The 19170-nt window shown below is 40.5% G+C and carries 20 protein-coding genes; 18 read left to right on the top strand and 2 right to left on the bottom strand.

Features of this window, described 5'->3' with window-relative positions; genetic code table 11:
* Position 1: 1 nt before the first annotated feature.
* From ACO05K_RS13820 to ACO05K_RS13780, 9 genes are all read left to right on the top strand, one after another.
* Positions 2-742: a sulfite exporter TauE/SafE family protein gene (locus ACO05K_RS13820; RefSeq protein ID WP_421945022.1), complete on the top strand. Its 741-nt coding sequence runs from the start codon at positions 2-4 to the stop codon at positions 740-742.
* 1 nt (position 743) lies between these two features.
* Positions 744-1241 carry a molybdopterin-binding protein gene (locus ACO05K_RS13815; RefSeq protein ID WP_421945021.1) on the top strand — a complete coding sequence of 166 codons (498 nt, stop codon included), beginning with the start codon at positions 744-746 and terminating at the stop codon, positions 1239-1241.
* Between the two features lie 4 nt (positions 1242-1245).
* Positions 1246-1479 carry a MoaD/ThiS family protein gene (locus ACO05K_RS13810; protein ID WP_421945020.1) on the top strand — a complete coding sequence of 78 codons (234 nt, stop codon included), beginning with the start codon at positions 1246-1248 and terminating at the stop codon, positions 1477-1479.
* A 3-nt stretch (positions 1480-1482) separates the two neighbouring features.
* On the top strand, positions 1483-2568 hold the full coding sequence (locus ACO05K_RS13805) for a ThiF family adenylyltransferase (RefSeq protein WP_421945019.1): 1086 nt from the start codon (positions 1483-1485) through the stop codon (positions 2566-2568).
* Entirely contained in the window at positions 2547-3011 is a 465-nt protein-coding gene (locus tag ACO05K_RS13800; RefSeq protein ID WP_421945018.1) for a molybdenum cofactor biosynthesis protein MoaE, read from the top strand. The genes ACO05K_RS13805 and ACO05K_RS13800 overlap by 22 nt, the downstream gene beginning before the upstream one ends.
* 1 nt (position 3012) lies before the next feature.
* Entirely contained in the window at positions 3013-3921 is a 909-nt protein-coding gene (moaCB, locus tag ACO05K_RS13795; RefSeq protein WP_421945017.1) for a bifunctional molybdenum cofactor biosynthesis protein MoaC/MoaB, read from the top strand.
* Positions 3922-4141: 220 nt separating this feature from the next.
* The gene (locus ACO05K_RS13790; protein ID WP_421945016.1) at positions 4142-6409 is read left to right on the top strand and encodes a molybdopterin cofactor-binding domain-containing protein; all 2268 of its coding nucleotides are present in this window, start codon (positions 4142-4144) and stop codon (positions 6407-6409) included.
* A gap of 31 nt (positions 6410-6440) precedes the next feature.
* The gene (locus tag ACO05K_RS13785) at positions 6441-6899 is read left to right on the top strand and encodes a (2Fe-2S)-binding protein (RefSeq protein ID WP_421945015.1); all 459 of its coding nucleotides are present in this window, start codon (positions 6441-6443) and stop codon (positions 6897-6899) included.
* A 31-nt stretch (positions 6900-6930) separates the two neighbouring features.
* Positions 6931-7575 (top strand): hypothetical protein, encoded by a 645-nt coding sequence (locus ACO05K_RS13780; protein WP_421945014.1) that lies wholly within the window; start codon positions 6931-6933, stop codon positions 7573-7575.
* A 149-nt stretch (positions 7576-7724) separates the two neighbouring features.
* Here ACO05K_RS13780 and ACO05K_RS13775 read toward each other — a convergent pair whose 3' ends face one another.
* On the bottom strand, positions 7725-8540 hold the full coding sequence (locus ACO05K_RS13775; protein ID WP_421945013.1) for an AraC family transcriptional regulator: 816 nt from the start codon (positions 8538-8540) through the stop codon (positions 7725-7727).
* A 119-nt stretch (positions 8541-8659) separates the two neighbouring features.
* Between ACO05K_RS13775 and ACO05K_RS13770 the strand changes: the two genes are divergently transcribed.
* The 8 genes from ACO05K_RS13770 to ACO05K_RS13735 all read left to right on the top strand — a co-directional run bounded on the left by ACO05K_RS13770 (position 8660) and on the right by ACO05K_RS13735 (position 15629).
* Positions 8660-9220: a DapH/DapD/GlmU-related protein gene (locus ACO05K_RS13770; RefSeq protein ID WP_421945012.1), complete on the top strand. Its 561-nt coding sequence runs from the start codon at positions 8660-8662 to the stop codon at positions 9218-9220.
* A 1-nt stretch (position 9221) separates the two neighbouring features.
* Positions 9222-10292: an alpha/beta hydrolase gene (locus tag ACO05K_RS13765; protein WP_421945011.1), complete on the top strand. Its 1071-nt coding sequence runs from the start codon at positions 9222-9224 to the stop codon at positions 10290-10292.
* A gap of 21 nt (positions 10293-10313) precedes the next feature.
* Positions 10314-10796 (top strand): cupin domain-containing protein, encoded by a 483-nt coding sequence (locus ACO05K_RS13760; RefSeq protein WP_421945010.1) that lies wholly within the window; start codon positions 10314-10316, stop codon positions 10794-10796.
* Between the two features lie 142 nt (positions 10797-10938).
* Positions 10939-12120 carry an NAD(P)-dependent alcohol dehydrogenase gene (locus ACO05K_RS13755; protein WP_421945009.1) on the top strand — a complete coding sequence of 394 codons (1182 nt, stop codon included), beginning with the start codon at positions 10939-10941 and terminating at the stop codon, positions 12118-12120.
* 10 nt (positions 12121-12130) lie between these two features.
* On the top strand, positions 12131-12613 hold the full coding sequence (locus ACO05K_RS13750) for a cyclophilin-like fold protein (RefSeq protein ID WP_421945008.1): 483 nt from the start codon (positions 12131-12133) through the stop codon (positions 12611-12613).
* Between the two features lie 42 nt (positions 12614-12655).
* Positions 12656-13075, top strand: a complete 420-nt coding sequence (locus tag ACO05K_RS13745; protein WP_421945007.1) for a (R)-mandelonitrile lyase — start codon at positions 12656-12658, stop codon at positions 13073-13075.
* 49 nt (positions 13076-13124) lie between these two features.
* Positions 13125-14126, top strand: coding sequence for a carboxymuconolactone decarboxylase family protein (locus tag ACO05K_RS13740; protein WP_421945006.1), 1002 nt, complete (start codon positions 13125-13127; stop codon positions 14124-14126).
* A gap of 1041 nt (positions 14127-15167) precedes the next feature.
* Positions 15168-15629, top strand: coding sequence for a hypothetical protein (locus ACO05K_RS13735; protein WP_421945005.1), 462 nt, complete (start codon positions 15168-15170; stop codon positions 15627-15629).
* A gap of 94 nt (positions 15630-15723) precedes the next feature.
* Here the strand turns inward: ACO05K_RS13735 and ACO05K_RS13730 are convergent, their stop codons facing one another.
* The gene (locus ACO05K_RS13730) at positions 15724-17592 is read right to left on the bottom strand and encodes a TonB-dependent receptor plug domain-containing protein (protein ID WP_421945004.1); all 1869 of its coding nucleotides are present in this window, start codon (positions 17590-17592) and stop codon (positions 15724-15726) included.
* A 64-nt stretch (positions 17593-17656) separates the two neighbouring features.
* Here ACO05K_RS13730 and ACO05K_RS13725 point away from each other — a divergent pair, with 64 nt between their 5' ends.
* Positions 17657-19135: a PLP-dependent aminotransferase family protein gene (locus tag ACO05K_RS13725; protein WP_421945003.1), complete on the top strand. Its 1479-nt coding sequence runs from the start codon at positions 17657-17659 to the stop codon at positions 19133-19135.
* Positions 19136-19170 lie beyond the last annotated feature (35 nt).

Here is a 19170-nt window from a genome sequence, read left to right as displayed (position 1 = left end):
TATGCAAACAGAAATACTACTATTATTTTCGCTTCTTTTCATCGTTGCCTTTCTTTATGCCTCGGTTGGCCATGGTGGCGCTAGTGGTTATCTGGCGCTAATGGCTACCTTTGCCATATCCCCTTTGGTGATGAAGCCAACCGCACTATTGCTTAACCTTTTCGTATCCTCGATCTCTTTCGCCCAGTTTTACAGGGGCGGCCATTTTAGATGGAAGACCTTTTGGCCATTTGTAGCCACTTCCATTCCGTTCTCTTTCCTTGGCGGCACGATGGCTATCGAAAGCAATGTCTATAAGAAAATACTTGGCGCATTACTACTTATTCCTGTTTTTCGTTTCTTCTTTTTCCCGAATGCTGACCCCAGAGACCAAAAGCCATCAAACATTCCTCTATCCTTATTGATTGGAGGTATAATTGGTCTGCTATCAGGTATGATCGGCATAGGCGGGGGCATCATTCTTTCCCCAATTCTGATCTTGTTAAAATGGACTGATCAAAAGCAGACTGCGGCCATCAGCGCTGCTTTCATCTTTGTTAATTCCTTTGCAGGTTTAGCAGGACAACTGATCAAGGGCATCACATTTACCACGGATATGTTCCTTTACGTAGCCATTGCCTTTGTCGGCGGAATTGCTGGAGCTTATTTCGGCTCATTGAAATTCCCGCAGACTGCCTTAAAATATGTACTGGCTATTGTACTGGCACTGGCAAGCTATAAACTTTTACTTACCACCGCCTAATATGAAATATCTTATTCCAATCCTTCTGTTAATCTGTTTTTCAGCCAAAGCACAGGAAAGCAAAGAATTTAAAGTTGATGGAAAGGTGGAACAAACTTTAGTTGTATCACTTGACAGCCTCAAAAAATATCCGATGTTAGCTCTTGATAGTATGGTCATCTATAATCATAAAATGGAACGCAAAAGCACCATTAAAAATATAAAAGGTGTTTTGTTAAAAGACATCCTCTCTAAAGTGGAAATCGACTCTCCAACGCCTACTGCCTTGAGTGAATATTATTTGGTTTGTACAGCTACCGATGGTTATAAAGTCGTGCTTTCATGGAATGAAGTCTTCAATTCAAAAAGCAGGGATAATATATTAGTCTTGTATAGTTTTGATGTTGACCCCAAAAAAGCTGAAAAGGGAAATATCGCAATGATTGCGCCCATAGATGTGGCCTCTGGTAGGCGCTATGTAAAGGGCCTAAGCAAGATCACAATTTTAAGAGTAAATTAGAGGTATGGAGATTGAGATCATAACTTTTGGAAAAATAGCTGAATTTCTGGCAAACCAGCGGATGGATGTTGGAGAAATTCGTGACACCGATAGCCTTAAAAGCTATCTTGAAAATTCATTTCCTAAGCTCGCAGGAATGAAATACAAACTCGCAGTAAATAAGAATATCATTCAGTATAACGAACCATTAAGTGAACAGGATTCGGTTGCAATTATGCCGCCGTTTTCAGGAGGTTAAATCATGGATAGCGAAAGATATAATAGACAGCTCATACTCCAAGGTTTCGGCGAGCAGGCACAAAAGAAACTGGCAACGGCTAAGGTTTTGGTGGTGGGTGCTGGAGGGCTTGGCTGTCCTGCCCTACAATATCTTGCAGCAGCAGGTGTTGGCCGGTTGGGTATTGTTGATGATGATATTATTTCCTTATCAAATCTTCACCGACAAATTCTTTATACAACGGGCGATCTGGGAAAGCTGAAAGTAACTGTGGTCAAAGCTCGATTAACCGAAATGAATGCTGAGGTCCATATTGTTTCCTATCCAAAACGCTTGGTGCGAGATAACATAGTTGAATTGCTCGGAGAATATGATGTTGTTTTTGATGGAACAGACAATTTCAAGACTAGATACTTGATTAATGATGTTTGTGCCGTACTAAAAAGGCCATTAATTTTTGCTGCTGTTTCTGGCTATGAAGGCCAACTGGCCGTTTTCAATGTACCTGATGAAAACGGATTGGCGACAAACTATCGTGATCTTTTTCCAGTTGAGCCTGCGGTGGGCGAAATACCCAACTGCGCGGAAAATGGTGTCCTTGGTGTGTTGCCAGGTATTATTGGTATGATGGCAGCAGGCGAAATCATAAAGCTGATTACAGGCATCGGAAAACCTTTAATCAACAGACTACTACATTACAATTTGCTAAACAATGAGCAGTACGAATTGAAAATCACTAAGGGGGAAGATTATCAACTTCCCAACTCCGTTGATGCTTTGCTAAGTGCTGATATTGGACATAGGGGATACATAGAAATAGACGGTGAACAATTGGATAGCATTAGAAAGGAGAAATCTTCACTATGCATCGACGTAAGGGAAGAACATGAATTTCCTCGATTGGACAAAAATATTTACCAGCAGTTTCCGATGTCAAATTTTAATGCTTTGCTAGAAGAAGAGATCAATGAAAAGAACATCGTATTGATTTGCCAACATGGTATAAGAAGTGTTGCGGCGGCCGAGGCCATGCACGAAAAGTATGGCAACACAAAAAACATTTATAGCCTAAAAGGCGGCATCGCCAAATGGCACAATTACCTAATATGATGTTAGAAAAACCAATAAAGAACATATTTGTAACAGGAGCGATCGAACCTGTATTTATTGCCGACAGTATCGCCAAGCACAGTAGTAAAACAGCTATCGGCGGGCACAGCATCTTTATGGGGCAGGTAAGAAAAGACGATATCGATGGCAAGTTGGTAGCTTCAATCGAGTACACCGCTTTCGAAGAGGCTGCGCTAGAAAAAATGCATGAAATTAGGGAAGCCGTTTTTGCGAAGTATCAATTGCATTGCATGCACGTTCACCACAGTTTGGGTACCATTAAAGCTGGAGAAATATGTCTTTTTGTTTTCACTTCATCAGCGCACCGCAAACCAGCTATTGATGCGTGCACCGAAATTGTAGAGCGTTTAAAAGCGGAACTGCCAATTTGGGGCAAGGAAATATTTGAAGATAATACACACCAGTGGAAGGAGAACATATAACATGGTAAACATCACCCAAAAATCAAGCACCTTAAGAATAGCAATCGCTACTGCAACGGTAAGTGTTTCCAAACCTGAAACGATTGTAGCTATTCAGCAACGAAAAGTACCAAAAGGCGACGTGTATGAATTCGCACGGGCTGCTGGATTGCTAGGCGTGAAAAAAACCAGCGATCTGATTCCCGATTGCCATCCATTGCCAATAGAATACACAAATATTTCTTATGAGATTGAGGGGTTATCTCTGGTCATTACAGTAGAAGTGCATACCATCTACAAAACAGGTGTTGAGGTCGAGGCCATGCATGGCGCATCAATTACGGCTCTTACAATTTATGACATGCTCAAACCCATTGATAAGGGCGTAGAGATTTCAAGTATCAAGCTACTTAAAAAATCAGGCGGTAAGACTGATCTTAAACATTTGAAATTTTCTCATCTCAAAGCTGCAGTGGTTGTCTGTTCGGACTCAGTTTCTCGAGGCGAATCTGAAGACAGTTCTGGTAAGCACATCATCGCTCAGCTTGAAGCTCTGGGAATTGATACACTTGCTTACGAAATTGTAAAAGATGAGGTAGAAACGATAAGAAATAAAGCTGTTGAACTTTGTGGGTATCAACACCAACTTGTGATATTCACCGGAGGAACTGGTTTATCTCCTCGTGACGTTACGCCTGAAGCTATTGCGCCGCTGATTGATAGGCCAATCGATGGCATCATGGAAACAGCAAGAAGATATGGACAAGAGCGTATGCCCTATGCCATGCTTTCTAGGGGAATAGCAGGTTTTGCAGGCAATACGTTAGTGCTTACTTTCCCAGGATCAAAGAAAGGTGCTGATGAATATTTAGCGGCATTGTTTCCACAAATACTTCATCTTTTTGACATCAATAAAGGACAAAAACACTAGTAGTAAGACTAGGCTATAGCCTAACCATAGATGATAAGGCGGAGTTCATCTATAACTTTAGCCGAACCATCTATTAATCTCTACCGAATAACTAAAATACACGATCTTGTAGGTATCCGATTGGAGACCTACAGACATATGGGTTAACTAATTGCCTTAATTATTAGTAACTTAACTGTAATAACCAACTTGTTAAAAGACATTATAAAAACCATTCACAATGGAAAAGACCAATACTAGTCAAAGTAGACGTTCATTTTTGAAAACTTCCGCACTTGCTGGAGGAGGGTTGCTCATCCATTTTAGCGGTCTGGCGAAATTTGCGGCCGCAGACAGGACTGCCAACGCCGATACTCTCGCACAATGGAGCGAATTGAACGGCTATATAAAGATTATGCCAGACAGTACCATCAAGATCATTTGCCCTAACCCGGAGTTTGGACAGAATGTGATGACTTCACTGCCAATGATCGTAGCCGAGGAACTGGATGTAGATTGGCAGCAAGTATTAGTTGAAATGGGGCATCATGATAATGTAAAGTTAGGTCCACAATTCACTGGAGGAAGCAATTCCATGCGGATGTATTGGAGAGTGCTGCGCGAAGCAGGTGCAACTGGGCGATATATGCTAGTCCAGGCGGCTGCCCAAACTTGGGCCGTACCGGCCGAAGAAATTACCACTAAAGCGGGAATGCTTTATCATGAGAAATCTGGTAAAAAAGGAAAATATGGAGAGTTCGCTTCCAAAGCGGCTACCATTACCGTTGCAAAAGGTGTGGTGAAGCTTAAAGATCTTAAAAATTTCAGCGTGGTCGGTAATTCCAAGAAAAATGTAGAGGGATCGAAAATTGTCTCAGGCAAACCGCTCTTTGGCCTGGATTACAAACATGAAGGCATGTTGATTGCAATGATCCACCATCCACCTGCTTTTGGGATGAAACTCAAATCTTTCGATGCTGCCCACGCGTTGAAAATGCCGGGTATAACCGATGTTTTTACCATGAAACTTTATGAAGATGGCTTTGAACAGGGTGGTTTTGACGTGCGTACTTTCAACGATTTACTTGTAGTTGTAGGAAAGACAACTTGGGAGGTGATGGAAGCACGTAAAAAGTTAACTGTAGAATGGACCCAGGCAACTGACGTAGTGAATACCTTTGGTGGAAGAAATGGAAAACGGGAGGTAAAGGTTCCAGGAGAATTAGAGGATACCGACGCCCAACGAGCTAAGATGAAGGAATATGCAGTAAAGCCTGGCCAACAATTGAGAAAGGATGGCGATCCGGAAACTGCATTTAAAAATGCTGCTCAGATTATTGAAAGAACTTATAATGCACCGTTCCTTGCACACAACTGCATGGAACCCATTAATTTCTTCGCCCATGTAACGGATGATATGGCATTATTGATTGGTCCAGTTCAAATACCTGGCTTCGTAGAGCCGACATTGATGAAAATATTGAAGCTACCCGCCGAGAAAATAGAAATACGGATGACCAGGATGGGTGGTGGATTTGGCAGAAAATCTTACGGACACTACCTCGTGGAAACCGCTTTGATTTCCAGGCGAATTAAAGCACCGGTAAAATTGATTTATACACGTGAGGATGATGCAACTTATGGGATTTACCGGCCAATGTACACTGCCACATACCGTGCCGCACTTGATGCGGATAAAAAGCTGATCGGATTTCATTTAAAGGGTGGAGGAATTCCTGAGCATGCTGTGCATGCAAACCGTTTCCCAGCTGGTGCAATTGACAATTACTTAGCTGAAAGTTGGCAAATCCCATCGAACATTACAGTGGGTTCATTTAGAGCGCCGGGATCAAATTTTGCTGCTGCTGCCGAACAATCTTTTTTGGATGAACTGGCTGAAGCTATGGGGAAAGACCCGATCGATTTCCGTTTGGAACTGCTCAAGAGAGCCAAAGAAAATCCTGTAGGTAGAAATAACGACTATAATCCCGACCGTTATGCGGCAGTGCTCCAGCTAGTGAAGGAAAAATCGGGTTGGAATGGAGCCGACCATAGTAGATATAGCAGAGGTGTTTCTGCTTATTTCTGCCACGCTTCCTACGCTGCCCATGTGATAGATATGGTAATGCGGGACGGACAGCCCTATGTAGAAAGGGTGTTCAGTGCGGTCGATTGCGGAATTGTAATCAATCCGGATGCTGCGGTGAATATGGTTCAGGGAGCAGTGGTAGATGGAATTGGCAATAGTCTTTATGGTGGGCTTACACACAAAGCGGGTGTTGTAGAGGAAAGTAACTTTCATAAATATAGGATCATCCGCATGCCCGAGGCACCAAAGAAAATAGAGGTCAGCTTTGTAGAGAACGACATTGACCCGACAGGACTTGGTGAACCTCCTTTCCCTCCGGTTTTCGGTGCAGTGGCCAATGCGCTATTCAAAGCAACAGGAAAACGGTATTACGAGCAACCGTTCATGCTTGCGAAACCTACAAGTTCACCGAACGTATAAAGAATTCTGCCATTACATTTAAGCTAAAAATATGATCACTTTAAATATCAATAAAAAGACACATAAAATAGATGCAGATCCTGATATGCCATTGCTTTGGGTACTGAGGGATATTGTTGGCCTAGTAGGCACAAAGTATGGCTGCGGAGTTGCACAGTGCGGTGCTTGCGTTGTTCACTTAGATGGTGAAGCAGTCCGTTCTTGTGTGACTAAGGTTAGTAGGGCTGCGGGCAAAAGCGTAGTGACGATAGAAGGACTTTCGCAAACCAATGACCACCCACTGCAAAAAGCATGGCTTGACCTTGATGTTTCGCAATGCGGCTACTGCCAAGCGGGTCAGATCATGTCGGCAGCTGTTCTGCTCAAAGAGAATAAAAATCCAACCGATCAAGATATCGACGATGCCATGGCAGGAAACATCTGTCGTTGCGGTACCTATTTGCGGATTAGAGATGCCATTCATTTGGCTGCCAAGGCCTCGAAAAAGTAAGAGAATCCAGTTGATAAATTAACTCATTCACATGAAACAAGATTTAAATTCACAAAAGGGCTTTTCTAGAAAAATAAGAACGATTGCAGTGCTAACGGTACTGTTTTCATTGGTAATTTTCATGGGCTTTGGTATTGAACATGGAACCACAACAACCGTTGTAAATATTAAGGCAGCTGAAAAGGATAGTGTCGCCTCTACAAAAGCATTTATGCAGGTGTATAAGGTGTTGATGAGTCCACGTTGTATGAACTGCCATCCATCAGGAGACATTCCTTTACAGGGAGATGATAGCCATTTGCATGCGATGTTTCCCAAACGGGGGGTTGAGGGAAAGGGTGTGACCGCAATGAAATGTATGAACTGTCATCAGCCTAAAAATGTTCCCGGTCTGAATACCCCTCCTGGGGACCCAAATTGGCATTTGCCTCCTGCAAACATGAAAATGGTTTTTCAGGGAAGAACACCTGCGCAACTGGCCAAGCAACTGGTCAATCCTAAAACCAACGGAAACAAAACTATGGAGCAATTGATTGCCCATGCAGATGATGGACTGGTAAAGGCTGGATGGAACCCTGGGGAGGGTCGTACACTTCCTCCGTTAAGCCATGCTGAATTTAAAAAGGAATGGATCCAATGGATCAAGACAGGGGCGTTTGCGCCAAAAGACAAATAGTTATAATGCATGAAGAAATTCCTGTACACTGAAATTTTTATGGTGGTTTAAAAGTATTTTTGGCTAAGTTCGATTTCCTAGGATGGAAATAACCACCATGTCGGGATGCCTTAGTTTACCAGAATAGGTAATAAATCATTAGAAAATTTTCATATACGCTCTCGGTACTCCTTCGGCGTCACGCCCAGCAATTTTTTAACATAGCGGGTAAAAAAGGAACGGCTCGAAAAGTCCATTTCATCGGCTATTTCGGAAATATTTAGCTTCTTGTTTTGTAACAGGATAATGATCCGCTCCTTTGCGTTACGCTGTATCCATTCCGAGGCGGTAATCCGGGTATTGGCCTTGCAAATGTAATTGAGGTACTTGGGGGTGATATTCAGCTTATCGCTATAAAACCGAACCTCCCGCTCTCTCATGCAATGTTCTCGCACCAATTGTACGAACTGCTCATAAAGGGTTCCGCTTTGGAGACTTCTTTTTTTTCTATCGAGCTCGTCCTCAAAAATGTGCCACATCTCCAATAAGAAAATCTGCATTTGCAGTTTAAGTGCTTCCGCATAGAACCGATGGCCTGTTTCTTGGGACATATCGTACAGCAACTGAAAATTTTTCAGGATCTTCTCCTTGTCTTTTTCATCCGGATGCAAGATCGGATATTCTTTGGAATGTATAATGCTGTCTATGCTCGTCGTGGCACTGGGCAAACTTGCGGTAAGCAGATCGCTGTCGACAAACAAAACCGTGGCCTTAAAATTTTTTGAAAAAGACAGGTCCGAAACATCGATACCCGCCAGCCAAAAAATAAACTCACCTTTTTTACTTTCATATTGCTGGCCATTAAAGAGAAATTTCACGCTCCCACGCTGACAATACATATGTGTATGGAACCGGATGTTAAAATCCTCTGGAAATTCACTTCCCGATACTGCTTTGTAGAGCATAACTTTTTGATTTGCTGCCATATTAGGTAAAAATATAATATTTAATTAATAATAGGTAATATTTGACATTACTTGCGAAATAAATGTAACAGAAGGTCTTTGGAATCCCTTTATCTTTGTTTTAGTTAAAAATCAGGGCAATGAGCACAGAGAACATTTTCGAGAGGTTACGCAATGGGGAAACCATTTCACCGAACGATCCCGATGCATACAGAATGCGAGAAGAATCGTTTGCGACCAAGAAACTTTTGGTCCAAATGAACAGCACCCCAGATCCAGATGAAATCAGAAGCTTATTAAGCCAGATTACGGGTTCGGAAATTTATGAAAGTGTTGTGGTATTCACGCCTTTGCATATCAATTATGGAAAACATACCAAAATCGGTAAAAATGTGTTCATCAATTTCGATTGTGTTTTTTTGGATCTTGGCGGAATTACCATTGAGGACGATGTGTTTATCGCTCCGAAAGTAAGCATATTATCCGAAGGCCATCCAACGTTCATAGAAGACCGGCATTCGTTGGTTCCAAAAGCCATACACATCAAAAAGAATGCCTGGATCGGTGCGGGGGCAACCATACTTCCGGGAGTTACCATTGGAGAAAATGCCGTGGTTGCCGCTGGAGCAGTTGTTTCCAGTGACGTTGCCCCAAATACAATTGTCGGAGGAGTTCCGGCAAAATTCATCAAAAACATTTAACATGAATAAATCAATTTTTATCACGCTCACGGCTGTGCTTTTATATGCTACAGCAAATGCACAATCGACATCAAAAAATGTACAGATGAAAGAAATATCAGCTAAAGATTACACCACGTTTAAGGTAAGTGACAAGGTCGCCCTGTATGCCGTAAGTTTCAAGAACCAATATAACCTCCAGGTGGCTGGACATCTTTTCATTCCCAAGAACTTGGATAGGAAAGCAAAAAATGCAGCAATCGTCGTGGGCCACCCGATGGGCGCAGTAAAGGAACAGAGTGCGGATGTGTATGCCTCGAATATGGCGGACAGGGGTTTTATTGCCCTGGCAATTGACCTTTCATTTTGGGGCGAAAGTGAAGGTTCACCACGCAATGCCGTACTTCCGGACATGTATGCCGAAGATTTCAGTGCAGCTGTGGATTTCCTTGGTACCAGAGAATTTGTTGACAGGGAGCGCATAGGAGTACTCGGCGTATGTGGAAGTGGGAGCTTTGTGGTCAGCGCGGCCAAGATTGACCCAAGGATGAAGGCAATTGCAACGGTGAGCATGTACGACATGGGCTCGGCAAACCGCAATGCTCTTAACCATTCGCAGAGCCTTGAGCAAAGGAAAAAAAACCAGGCAGAAGCAGTAGCGCAACGCTATGCCGAATTTTTGGGCGGCGAGACCAAATATACGGGAGGAACTACCCACGAGCTGGATGCAAATACCCATCCGATACAGCGCGAGTTCTATGAGTTCTATCGCACGCCAAGAGGGGAATATACGCCTAAAGGTGGCTCGCCGAAAACGACTACACATCCTACATTGAGCAGTAATACAAAGTTCAATAACTTCTACCCTTTCAACGATATCGAAACCATTTCACCCCGTCCAATGTTGTTCATTACCGGAGATAAGGCACACTCCAGGGAATTTAGCGAAGATGCCTATAAACGTGCAGGACAACCAAAAGAACTGGTCATTATACCAAATGCCGGGCATGTCGACCTTTACGATAAAACCGACCTGATTCCGTTCGACAAGCTGGAGGCCTTTTTTACCAAACACCTGAAAGACCAGAAATAGTAGATTTAAATATCAAATCATATGAAAGTATTAACAATAACCGCAATCGTTACATTGGCTCTGTTCAGTTTTACCGGAAGCGCCCAAAGTAATAAAAAAGCGGATCAGAAAAAACCAAACTTTATTTTTCCGAAAGGCACACTTGGACCAGCAGAAAATTTCACGGGCAAGGCATGGAATATTGGGCTGGTAGAGAATGACTCGGTTTATAATACCGTTGTCGGTAATGTCTATTTCGAGCCCGGAGCGAGAAGCAACTGGCACAAACATCCCGCGGGTCAGATCCTGATCATCACCGATGGTACGGGATACCACCAGATCAAAGGCCAGCCAAAACAAGCCCTTAAAAAAGGAGATATCGTAAAATGCCCGGCCAACGTAGAACATTGGCATGGGGCAAGTGCCGATACGGGAATGCTACAGATGTATATCCTCCCCAAAACGGAAAAGGGAATCGTGACCTGGCAGCAGAAAGTTACAGATGAAGAATACGGTAAAAAATAATCCCATGAATAAATACAAGAGGAGATGATCGGTGTTTTGTGCACTGCAATATTGCCTTTCACTAGTTTAAGTGCATATATTCTATAAAGGCGATGCAGGAAAAACAACTAGAATATAAATCACTAGAGAAAAAATATCAGATATGGAACGTACCGATTATTCAACAAGAAGAAAGTTCATTCACCAAACGGCAATTGTAAGTGCGGGCTTAATGCTTGCCGATCCACTTAATGTATTTTCAGAAACAGATCAACTGACAATTATGGCTAATAATATTAAATCAAAAGGCTTTGCCGGAAAAGACGAGCAAAGCAAACTAAGCTCTTGGAGCTTTGAGCGCAGGCCAGTAGGCGACAATGACATTTTAATTGAAATTAAATATTCTGGGATCTGCCACTCGGATATCCATACCATCAGGGGGCATTGGGGAAAGCAACAATATCCGCAAGTCCCTGGTCATGAAATAGCAGGAATCGTAACCGCTATTGGTAAAAGCGTTACCAAGTTCAAGGTAGGCGATAAAGCAGGTGTGGGCTGTATGGTTAACAGTTGCATGAAATGCGAGAGTTGTAAAAAAGGAGAAGAACACCATTGCGAAACAACGGGAATGGTCGGAACCTACGGTTCGCCTGAAAAAAGCTCGCCTACGGGCATTACCCAGGGAGGCTATTCAAATAACATTGTGGTTACCGAACATTTCGCGATAAAAATTCCAACCAATATTGATCTGCAATTTGCAGCGCCACTGCTTTGCGCTGGGATAACCACCTATTCACCGATGATGCAGTACAAAATGAAAAAGGGCGACAAGGTAGGTGTGGTCGGTATTGGCGGACTGGGGCACATGGCAATCAAAATTGCTGTTTCCAAAGGTGCAGAGGTTTATGCATTTACTACGTCTTCCTCAAAAACAGGTGATATCAAAGCTTTTGGGGCAAAAGAAGCGATCATTGTAAATTCTGCAGAAGATTTAAAGTCTTGGAAAGGCAAGCTGGACTATATGATATCTACAGTTCCATATGTCTATGAAATGTCTCCATACATAGACTGCGTAAAGCCATATGGCAATTTCACACAGGTGGGACAGCCGATAAATGGCGCGCTGCCAATCAATAACTTTAATATGATCTTTAACCGCGTAAACTTTAACGGGTCAATGATTGGCGGTATTTCAGAGACACAGGAGGTGATGGACTACTGCGCAGCGAATAAAATCTATCCGCAGGTACAGCTCATCAATGCTGATGAAATTAATGGTGCCTGGGAAAAAATCGTAGATAAGCGGGCTAGATATAGATACGTAATTGATGCATCCACTTTCTAAATTTAATCCTATGAAATATCTTATAACAACCATTGTGATGCTAGTTTCTCTATCTTTAAGTATGTCAAGCTGTGGCAAGGACAATGAACAGAAAATAACTTCAGAAAGTACTGATAATGATGGACAAACAGACAATCCAACAGGAAGCAAGATGAAGGTTACGATAGGTACTGCTGTATTTACAGCTACGTTTAACAGTAATGCTGCGGCAACTGCCTTTAAAGCTAGATTGCCACTTACGCTAAATATGACCGAATTGAACGGCAATGAAAAATATTTCGACCTTCCGGTAGCATTGCCAGCTAATGCTTCAAACCCCGGAACGATCCACACTGGAGACTTGTTACTTTACGGTTCTAATACGTTGGTTCTTTTTTATAAAACGTTTTCAACGTCTTATAGTTATACAAGGATTGCACGGGTTGATAATCCGGCTGGCCTTGCTGCTGCATTGGGTTCTGGCAATGCAACCGTAAAGTTTGAACTGCAATAGCTTAGGGAGATTATATCAAAAAGAATTCTTAAATTTCTAAATATGGAAACAACAGAAATATTCCCATCGGGCGAACCATTATCCAATGATTGGTTTACAGGAAAAGCATATTTATATCCCCTTGTTGCAAGGGACAACAATAATGGTTTTTCGGCTGGTGCCGTAACCTTTGAACCTGGGGCAAGAACCAATTGGCATACCCATCCAAAAGGACAGGTACTGATTGTTATTGAAGGTAATGGTTTTTATCAGGAACAGGGCAAAACTGCACAGCCGATAAAAAAAGGTGATGTGATAAATATTCCAGAAAATGTTACACACTGGCACGGGGCGTCAGCTACTGGCAGAATGGTTCATATTGCCATTACCAATTACAATGGCGATGAAAGCGTGGCCTGGCTTAAAGCAGTAACAGATCAGGAATTTCATGAAGTAAATCAACAAGATTATGAAAAGGCATAGCATTATCAAATGGGTGATCTGTCTGACCTTGATCATAAGCAGTAAAACAATGAACGCACAAATTGAAACTGGCACCAGTACTTCTTTAAGTCAGGCACAGCAAAGTCTGGTGGCTATTTCGTCACTTACCGCAACTGGTGATATGACGAACCTCAAGATACAGTTGAACACCGCACTTGGTGCAGGGCTTACAGTCAATGAAATCAAGGAAGTTCTGGTGCAACTGTATGCCTATTGCGGCTTTCCGCGAAGCCTCAATGCGATCAATGTTTTCATGAAGGTAATTGATGAGCGGAAATCCAAAGGCATTAGTGACAATGAGGGAAAGAAAATTATCATAAACCGTGCTTCAGGGGACAACTATGAACGTGGAAGAAAGGTATTGGAGACTTTAACTGGTACGTCCCAGGCAAAGCCGGCACCGGGGTTTGGTGAATTCATTCCCAGCATCGATGCTTTTTTAAAGGAACATTTATTTGCCGATGTTTTCCAGAGCGATGTGCTCACCTATCAGCAAAGAGAACTGGTAACTATTTCTGCTTTAGCCGCAATGCAGGGAGTAGAATCCCAACTGCAATCCCATGTTAAAATGGGAATGAATACCGGGATCACGCAAACGCAGCTAATAGAAGTTGCAAAACAGATCGAAAAGCACGTCAGCAGAACGCAGGCAAATTCTCTGAGAAATGTCTTATCTATTGATACCACCGCAATCGTCCAGGAGGATATGATGGTACGTATTTCCGAAATCGAAATCATACCAGAATACCTGGAGCAATATAACGCTATCCTAAAAGAAGAAGCCTCGGCTTCTGTAAAACTAGAACAAGGTGTGATTGCGATTTTCCCAATGTTCCAGAAGGAGACACCTACCCAGATTAGAATAATAGAGATATATGCGAATAAGGCGGCCTATCAATCCCACTTGACAACACCACATTTTCAGCATTACAAAACCAGTACGCTAAAAATGGTCAAAGCATTAAAATTGGTGGATATGGTAAGCCTGGATAAACAAACTATGCAAGAGATATTCAAAAAATTAAAATAATTGTGCAATGGTATAAAATAAGGATTGTTAAAAATATACACGTTTACAGCCTTTAGGATAACCCCAATAGTAGCGGAATTGATTATATTATTATGATTTCGTTTTGCTAGGAAAGAATTCAGAGTTAAAATAGATTATAATTCTAGTCTATAGCTTAGTAAAACCCTCAAGTATGCCTTCCAATACAAAATAACTCAGCCAAAACTCAGCCAAATCACCCAAAATGAGCGATAAGAAACCTCTTTTAGAGCATCAAAAACAGCGTTTAGAGCTCGCGATTGATGAAATATCCACTCCGATATTCTCCATCTAAATTGTCTGGTAAAGGAGTTTTGATGGTTCATAAGTTTTTCTGTTAGGTTCTCATTAGTTTGATATGTGTACAAGCAATAAAGTATCGCCTCTAATGCTTTATTGACTCCATTTTTAACACCATCTGTCAATCTGAACATTTGGTATTCTTTGAACATATATATATTCAAGTTATTTTTTTCTCCCAATTTTGTGTAGTATTTATGTTGGTTTTTGAAAAAAAATAAAAGGCTAGAACGATGTATTAGAAAAAAAAATTAAATTTGAGTTTATAAAAAAAACCGTTACAAATACATTACAGGATTTCTTTGAAAGGTCGTAACTAATTGATAAACATATTGTTAGAAATGGATAGCGTCTGTCTGTTAATCAGAGGGTCGCTGGTTCGAGCCCAGCAGAGGGAGCTTGAAAAATCAAGCTAAGCCCCACTCCGTCCGAGTGGGGCTTTTTATTTGCACAAAGTTTGCACATAGATTTTTTTTTGTAAATTTTGATTGAAAGCAAATAGAATTTTCAAGATCAGTGGCGATTAAGAAGTTTGCATAATTCAATTGCAATTGGTAAAATAGAAGTTTGAATAGGTTTAGGAATTAAGTATCAATTAGTTTGCACAATATTTGCACAAATTATTATAATACCTTCGATCTCTATTGATGGCATCCTTTAGCAACCCACCTTACGCTGGAGAACACGGCAACGCATTACAAAAGTTTTATTCCTTTAGCCGTTATGTCTTCTTCGGCTCTATCTTCCTTTAATGGAAGTACATTAGTTCCGATACCTTGGGAAACCAGTAGCGTTGTTATTTCAAACCCGGCTTATGTAGTAATGAACACTGACTTGCAAACATTTACTATAAACAAAACAGGATATTATAAATTATCTGGATTTATAAATTACAATCCAAAAATTAGTAGTTCGTCTAGTAAAACTGCATTAAGATTAGTGTTACAAATTAATAAACTAGGCATTTGGGTTGATAGAATTGCAGTAAATTCTACATTTGAAGAAATGGCAACGAATACCGTTCAAACTGTAACAATTCCATTTGACATTATAAAATTAGATGCAAACGATCAATTCAGGTTTATGATTACTAAACCAAGTGCAGGAAGCAATACAAATCACGGAACTAGTGCAGGAATAACCTCAATAACCGGAGATTTAAGAAAGTCTTTCAGGATAACCTAAATTAACAATTAATGGTTTTTTAAGGATTTAAGATTCCTGAGTATAGATAAAAACCAAAAAGCCAGCATTTGCTGGCTTTTTGGTTAGAGATTATTTAAAAACTCACAAATTTTACACCTAAACTAATCCATCTTGATGGCAAAGGTATCGCTCCAATTTCGTTGTAAGTAGTATCAAATATATTTTGAGCATCTAAAAAGAATGTAAACTTATTTACCGATTGTGATAATCTAACGTCGTTTATCCAATAAGATGGGCCTGACATTCTTTGGTTGAAACGGGTTGCCAGTAATACAGAAAAGTTTGCATAACGAAAATCAACTGTGTTGGTAACCTGGTGTTTTAAAGATGAAATTAAATATTTAAAGGCAAGTTGGGAATTGATGCCTGTGAATTTAGAATCTAAATAAGTATAAGCTAAATTAATATTGATTTTAGATTTCTCCGCTACCGCAAAATTGTAGTTCGATCTAACATTAAAGCCATTAGTTTGTAAATCGCCTATATTATTACTTTGCCAAGGTTCTGTAGTTACCGTTCGTGTCCAATCTATAAATTTATCTATGGTTCTGTAAAAGTAGTTGGCGTTGAAATTGAAGTTTCCCTTATCAATTTTTAAACCCAGTTCTGCCTGTAAAGCATTTTCTGGAGAAAGGTTTTCATTACCAATATTTCCCGGGCGCTGGTTTAAGTATAAATCAGTAAAAGATGGAATACGCTGACTTGTACCAACATTGGTTACCAGCCTCACGCCATTTGCAATTTCATAACTCGCATCTAAACCCGGGTAAATTTGCCATTTATAATCAGAATTATAGTTAAGATATGTTCCAATATTTACATTTAATTTTTCCAGCAATTGAGTTCTGTATTGAGCATAAATGCCTAAATTATCTCTGTTGCGTTCGCCAATGCTAGTGGAATTAATATCATCTTTTCTTGCTTCTGCTCCAAAACCAAATTCGCCAGTGGCAATTTTATAAGTTGTATTTAATTCGGCTGAAAAGGAATTGCTGTAATGCCTGCTTCTTCCTGCATTTAAATTTGATGGGCCAAAATAACGGTAATCATCAAAATTATAACGGTAACTTAAACGAGGCATTAAAGTCCATTTATCAGATATCTGGTGTTTAGATTGTAATGAAGCAAGCGTGGTTTGAACGTGTTCGTCAGAATTTTTATCGCCCGGACTGGCATAAAATCCGTTTGCGCCAAAACCACTTTTTACATAACCGAATAAAGCATCAACGGTGTTCGATTCATCGATTTGGAAATTCCCCTGATAAAGCAATTTAGTGTTTTCGAAACCTGTGTTGAAACGATATCCATTCCCCTTATCATACGCACCGAAAAGAGAATGTTGGTGATTTTTTTTGCTTAAAACACCACCAGCTTGAACACCACCACCAACAAATGTGTTTCCGTTTCCATCGGTATTTTTCTCGAAATTTGAACCGGCATAAGTCGAAACCAAAACACCGGAAGTTGTTGGTTTTTTAGTAACAATGTTAATGGCGCCAGTTAAACTGTTAATGCCGTAAATACGAGCAGCCGGACCACGAACAATCTCAATTCGCTCAATTGCTTCTACTGGAATTGGTAGGTTAAGCATATTGTGCGCTGTTTGCATATCGATAATTTTTGTACCGTTTAATAGCAAAACCGTTTGCTCAAAACTGCCGCCATCTACACTAATATCCGCTTGTCCGCCGAAAGCACCACGCTGTCTAATGTCTATTCCGTTAGCATATTGCAATACTTCCTGGAGCGTTCTGCCTGGTAATTTTGCAATAGTAACATTGTCAATTACATAAACATTTCTGTTTTGTTTTGAAATTGGGGTGTTGAAACGGTTCTCATTAATCACAACATCATTCATATTAATAATGCTGTCTTTTTTGATTTGGGCAGATAAACCTCCCGTTAAGCTTGCAAAAAGTATAGCAAAGTAAAGTTTCTTCATTCGTTTGTTTTTTTTGCAAAAGTAGTATCTTGCCGTACCATTAAAGTGTACCAGTTTTAATAAAATGGATAGTCCGGTTCAAATTCCTTTTCAAAGCTTTATTCAACTTAAGCCAAATGACAGCGTAGCGGTTTACCTGCAAATCGTTTTCGAATTTATAAAAGCGATACAAATGGGTTTGCTACCAGAAGGAACAAAACTTCCGGGTACGCGTGTGCTCTGCAAATTGCTTAAGGTTAATCGCAATACATTGATAAAAGCTTTTGATGATTTGCAGCTGCAAGGTTTTATAGAAATTTTGCCAAACAAAGGAACGTTTATACTTTCAAATCAAAAGCAAATTAAAGAGGCAAAACCTGCTCAAAATTTAAATACCAGTTTTGCTTTTAAGCGTTCGGTGATTTTAGAAGACCCTCTTGAAACCAGTAATTTGCCTTACCAATTTAATGATGGTTTGCCCGATTTAAGATTAGTACAAACCGATATTTTAGCCAGGTTGTATGTATCAAAACTGAAAAGAAAGAAAAACGGCATCAGCTGGAAACAACAACAATCGCAATCGCACACGGAATTTAAAAATCACTTTTCTAATTTTTTAAATGTAACCCGTGGTTTGCGCATTTCTTCATCTAACATTCTTACCACCAGCAGTCACGAAGTAAGCTTGTATTTAGCTATAAAACTATTAATCTCAAAAGGTGATAAAGTGGTTGTAGCTTCGCCAAGTTATTACGGTTCGAACATGACTTTGCTGGATAGGGGTGCACAAATTATTACCGTATCGGTTGACGAAGACGGTATAAACACAAAGGAATTAAAGAGAGTTTGCGAAGAAAATTTAATCAGAGCTTTATATCTCACCTCTAATTACCACTATCCAACTACAAATTGCTTGAGCGCAAAGCGAAGGATGGAGATTTTAGAGCTGGCAGATGCCTATGGTTTTGTAGTAATAGAAGATGATCACGATTTCGATTTTCATTATGATAACAATCCAATTCTTCCGTTATCGGCTGTAAATCCGAATGCTAATGTGGTTTATATTGGTTCGTTCGCCCGTTCTTTGCCATCAGGTTTTGGCTATGGATTTATTACAGCGCCAGCTGAGTTTATTGCTGAACTAGAAAAGCATCAGCGGATTTTAGAACCCGGAATTGATGTAATAAAAGAGCAGGTTTTAAGCCATTGGATAGAAGAGGGGGAAGTTCATCGCCTTGCGAAAAAAAACAAAAAGATATACAAACAGCGAAGAGATGATTTTGTGAATTTGTTAACCGAAAAATTGAAAGGCAAAATAAAATTTAAGATACCGGCACGTGGCTTAGCGGTTTGGGTAGAATGGCTTGATGATTTTAGCTTAATCAGGCTGAAACAGCAGTGTGCAAATTATGGTTTGTTCCTGCCAAAAACAATTTTGTATCAAACTAAAAACCTTCGGGCAATACGTTTAGGTTTTGGCCATCTAGATAAAAGTGAAATGGAAAACGCAATCGAAATTCTTCAAAAATCTTTAGATACAGTTTTACAGAAAGCGGTTAATTGATCTATAAATCGGTTTCCACAATATTGTTTTTCTGG

It is taken from the genome of Pedobacter sp., assembly GCF_965227205.1.
GTDB lineage: Bacteria > Bacteroidota > Bacteroidia > Sphingobacteriales > Sphingobacteriaceae > Pedobacter.
The sequence above is the reverse complement of the archived record's forward strand: the minus strand, read 5'-3'. Positions and strand labels throughout refer to the sequence as shown.

What these genes read in the sequence shown, in the direction of transcription:
- ACO05K_RS13820 (WP_421945022.1), top strand. Translation starts at nt 2, where the DNA reads ATGCAAACAGAAATACTACTATTATTTTCGCTTCTTTTCATCGTTGCC.
- ACO05K_RS13815 (WP_421945021.1), top strand. Translation starts at nt 744, where the DNA reads ATGAAATATCTTATTCCAATCCTTCTGTTAATCTGTTTTTCAGCCAAA.
- ACO05K_RS13810 (WP_421945020.1), top strand. Translation starts at nt 1,246, where the DNA reads ATGGAGATTGAGATCATAACTTTTGGAAAAATAGCTGAATTTCTGGCA.
- ACO05K_RS13805 (WP_421945019.1), top strand. Translation starts at nt 1,483, where the DNA reads ATGGATAGCGAAAGATATAATAGACAGCTCATACTCCAAGGTTTCGGC.
- ACO05K_RS13800 (WP_421945018.1), top strand. Translation starts at nt 2,547, where the DNA reads ATGGCACAATTACCTAATATGATGTTAGAAAAACCAATAAAGAACATA.
- moaCB (WP_421945017.1), top strand. Translation starts at nt 3,013, where the DNA reads ATGGTAAACATCACCCAAAAATCAAGCACCTTAAGAATAGCAATCGCT.
- ACO05K_RS13790 (WP_421945016.1), top strand. Translation starts at nt 4,142, where the DNA reads ATGGAAAAGACCAATACTAGTCAAAGTAGACGTTCATTTTTGAAAACT.
- ACO05K_RS13785 (WP_421945015.1), top strand. Translation starts at nt 6,441, where the DNA reads ATGATCACTTTAAATATCAATAAAAAGACACATAAAATAGATGCAGAT.
- ACO05K_RS13780 (WP_421945014.1), top strand. Translation starts at nt 6,931, where the DNA reads ATGAAACAAGATTTAAATTCACAAAAGGGCTTTTCTAGAAAAATAAGA.
- ACO05K_RS13775 (WP_421945013.1), bottom strand. Translation starts at nt 8,540, where the DNA reads ATGGCAGCAAATCAAAAAGTTATGCTCTACAAAGCAGTATCGGGAAGT.
- ACO05K_RS13770 (WP_421945012.1), top strand. Translation starts at nt 8,660, where the DNA reads ATGAGCACAGAGAACATTTTCGAGAGGTTACGCAATGGGGAAACCATT.
- ACO05K_RS13765 (WP_421945011.1), top strand. Translation starts at nt 9,222, where the DNA reads ATGAATAAATCAATTTTTATCACGCTCACGGCTGTGCTTTTATATGCT.
- ACO05K_RS13760 (WP_421945010.1), top strand. Translation starts at nt 10,314, where the DNA reads ATGAAAGTATTAACAATAACCGCAATCGTTACATTGGCTCTGTTCAGT.
- ACO05K_RS13755 (WP_421945009.1), top strand. Translation starts at nt 10,939, where the DNA reads ATGGAACGTACCGATTATTCAACAAGAAGAAAGTTCATTCACCAAACG.
- ACO05K_RS13750 (WP_421945008.1), top strand. Translation starts at nt 12,131, where the DNA reads ATGAAATATCTTATAACAACCATTGTGATGCTAGTTTCTCTATCTTTA.
- ACO05K_RS13745 (WP_421945007.1), top strand. Translation starts at nt 12,656, where the DNA reads ATGGAAACAACAGAAATATTCCCATCGGGCGAACCATTATCCAATGAT.
- ACO05K_RS13740 (WP_421945006.1), top strand. Translation starts at nt 13,125, where the DNA reads ATGAACGCACAAATTGAAACTGGCACCAGTACTTCTTTAAGTCAGGCA.
- ACO05K_RS13735 (WP_421945005.1), top strand. Translation starts at nt 15,168, where the DNA reads ATGTCTTCTTCGGCTCTATCTTCCTTTAATGGAAGTACATTAGTTCCG.
- ACO05K_RS13730 (WP_421945004.1), bottom strand. Translation starts at nt 17,592, where the DNA reads ATGAAGAAACTTTACTTTGCTATACTTTTTGCAAGCTTAACGGGAGGT.
- ACO05K_RS13725 (WP_421945003.1), top strand. Translation starts at nt 17,657, where the DNA reads ATGGATAGTCCGGTTCAAATTCCTTTTCAAAGCTTTATTCAACTTAAG.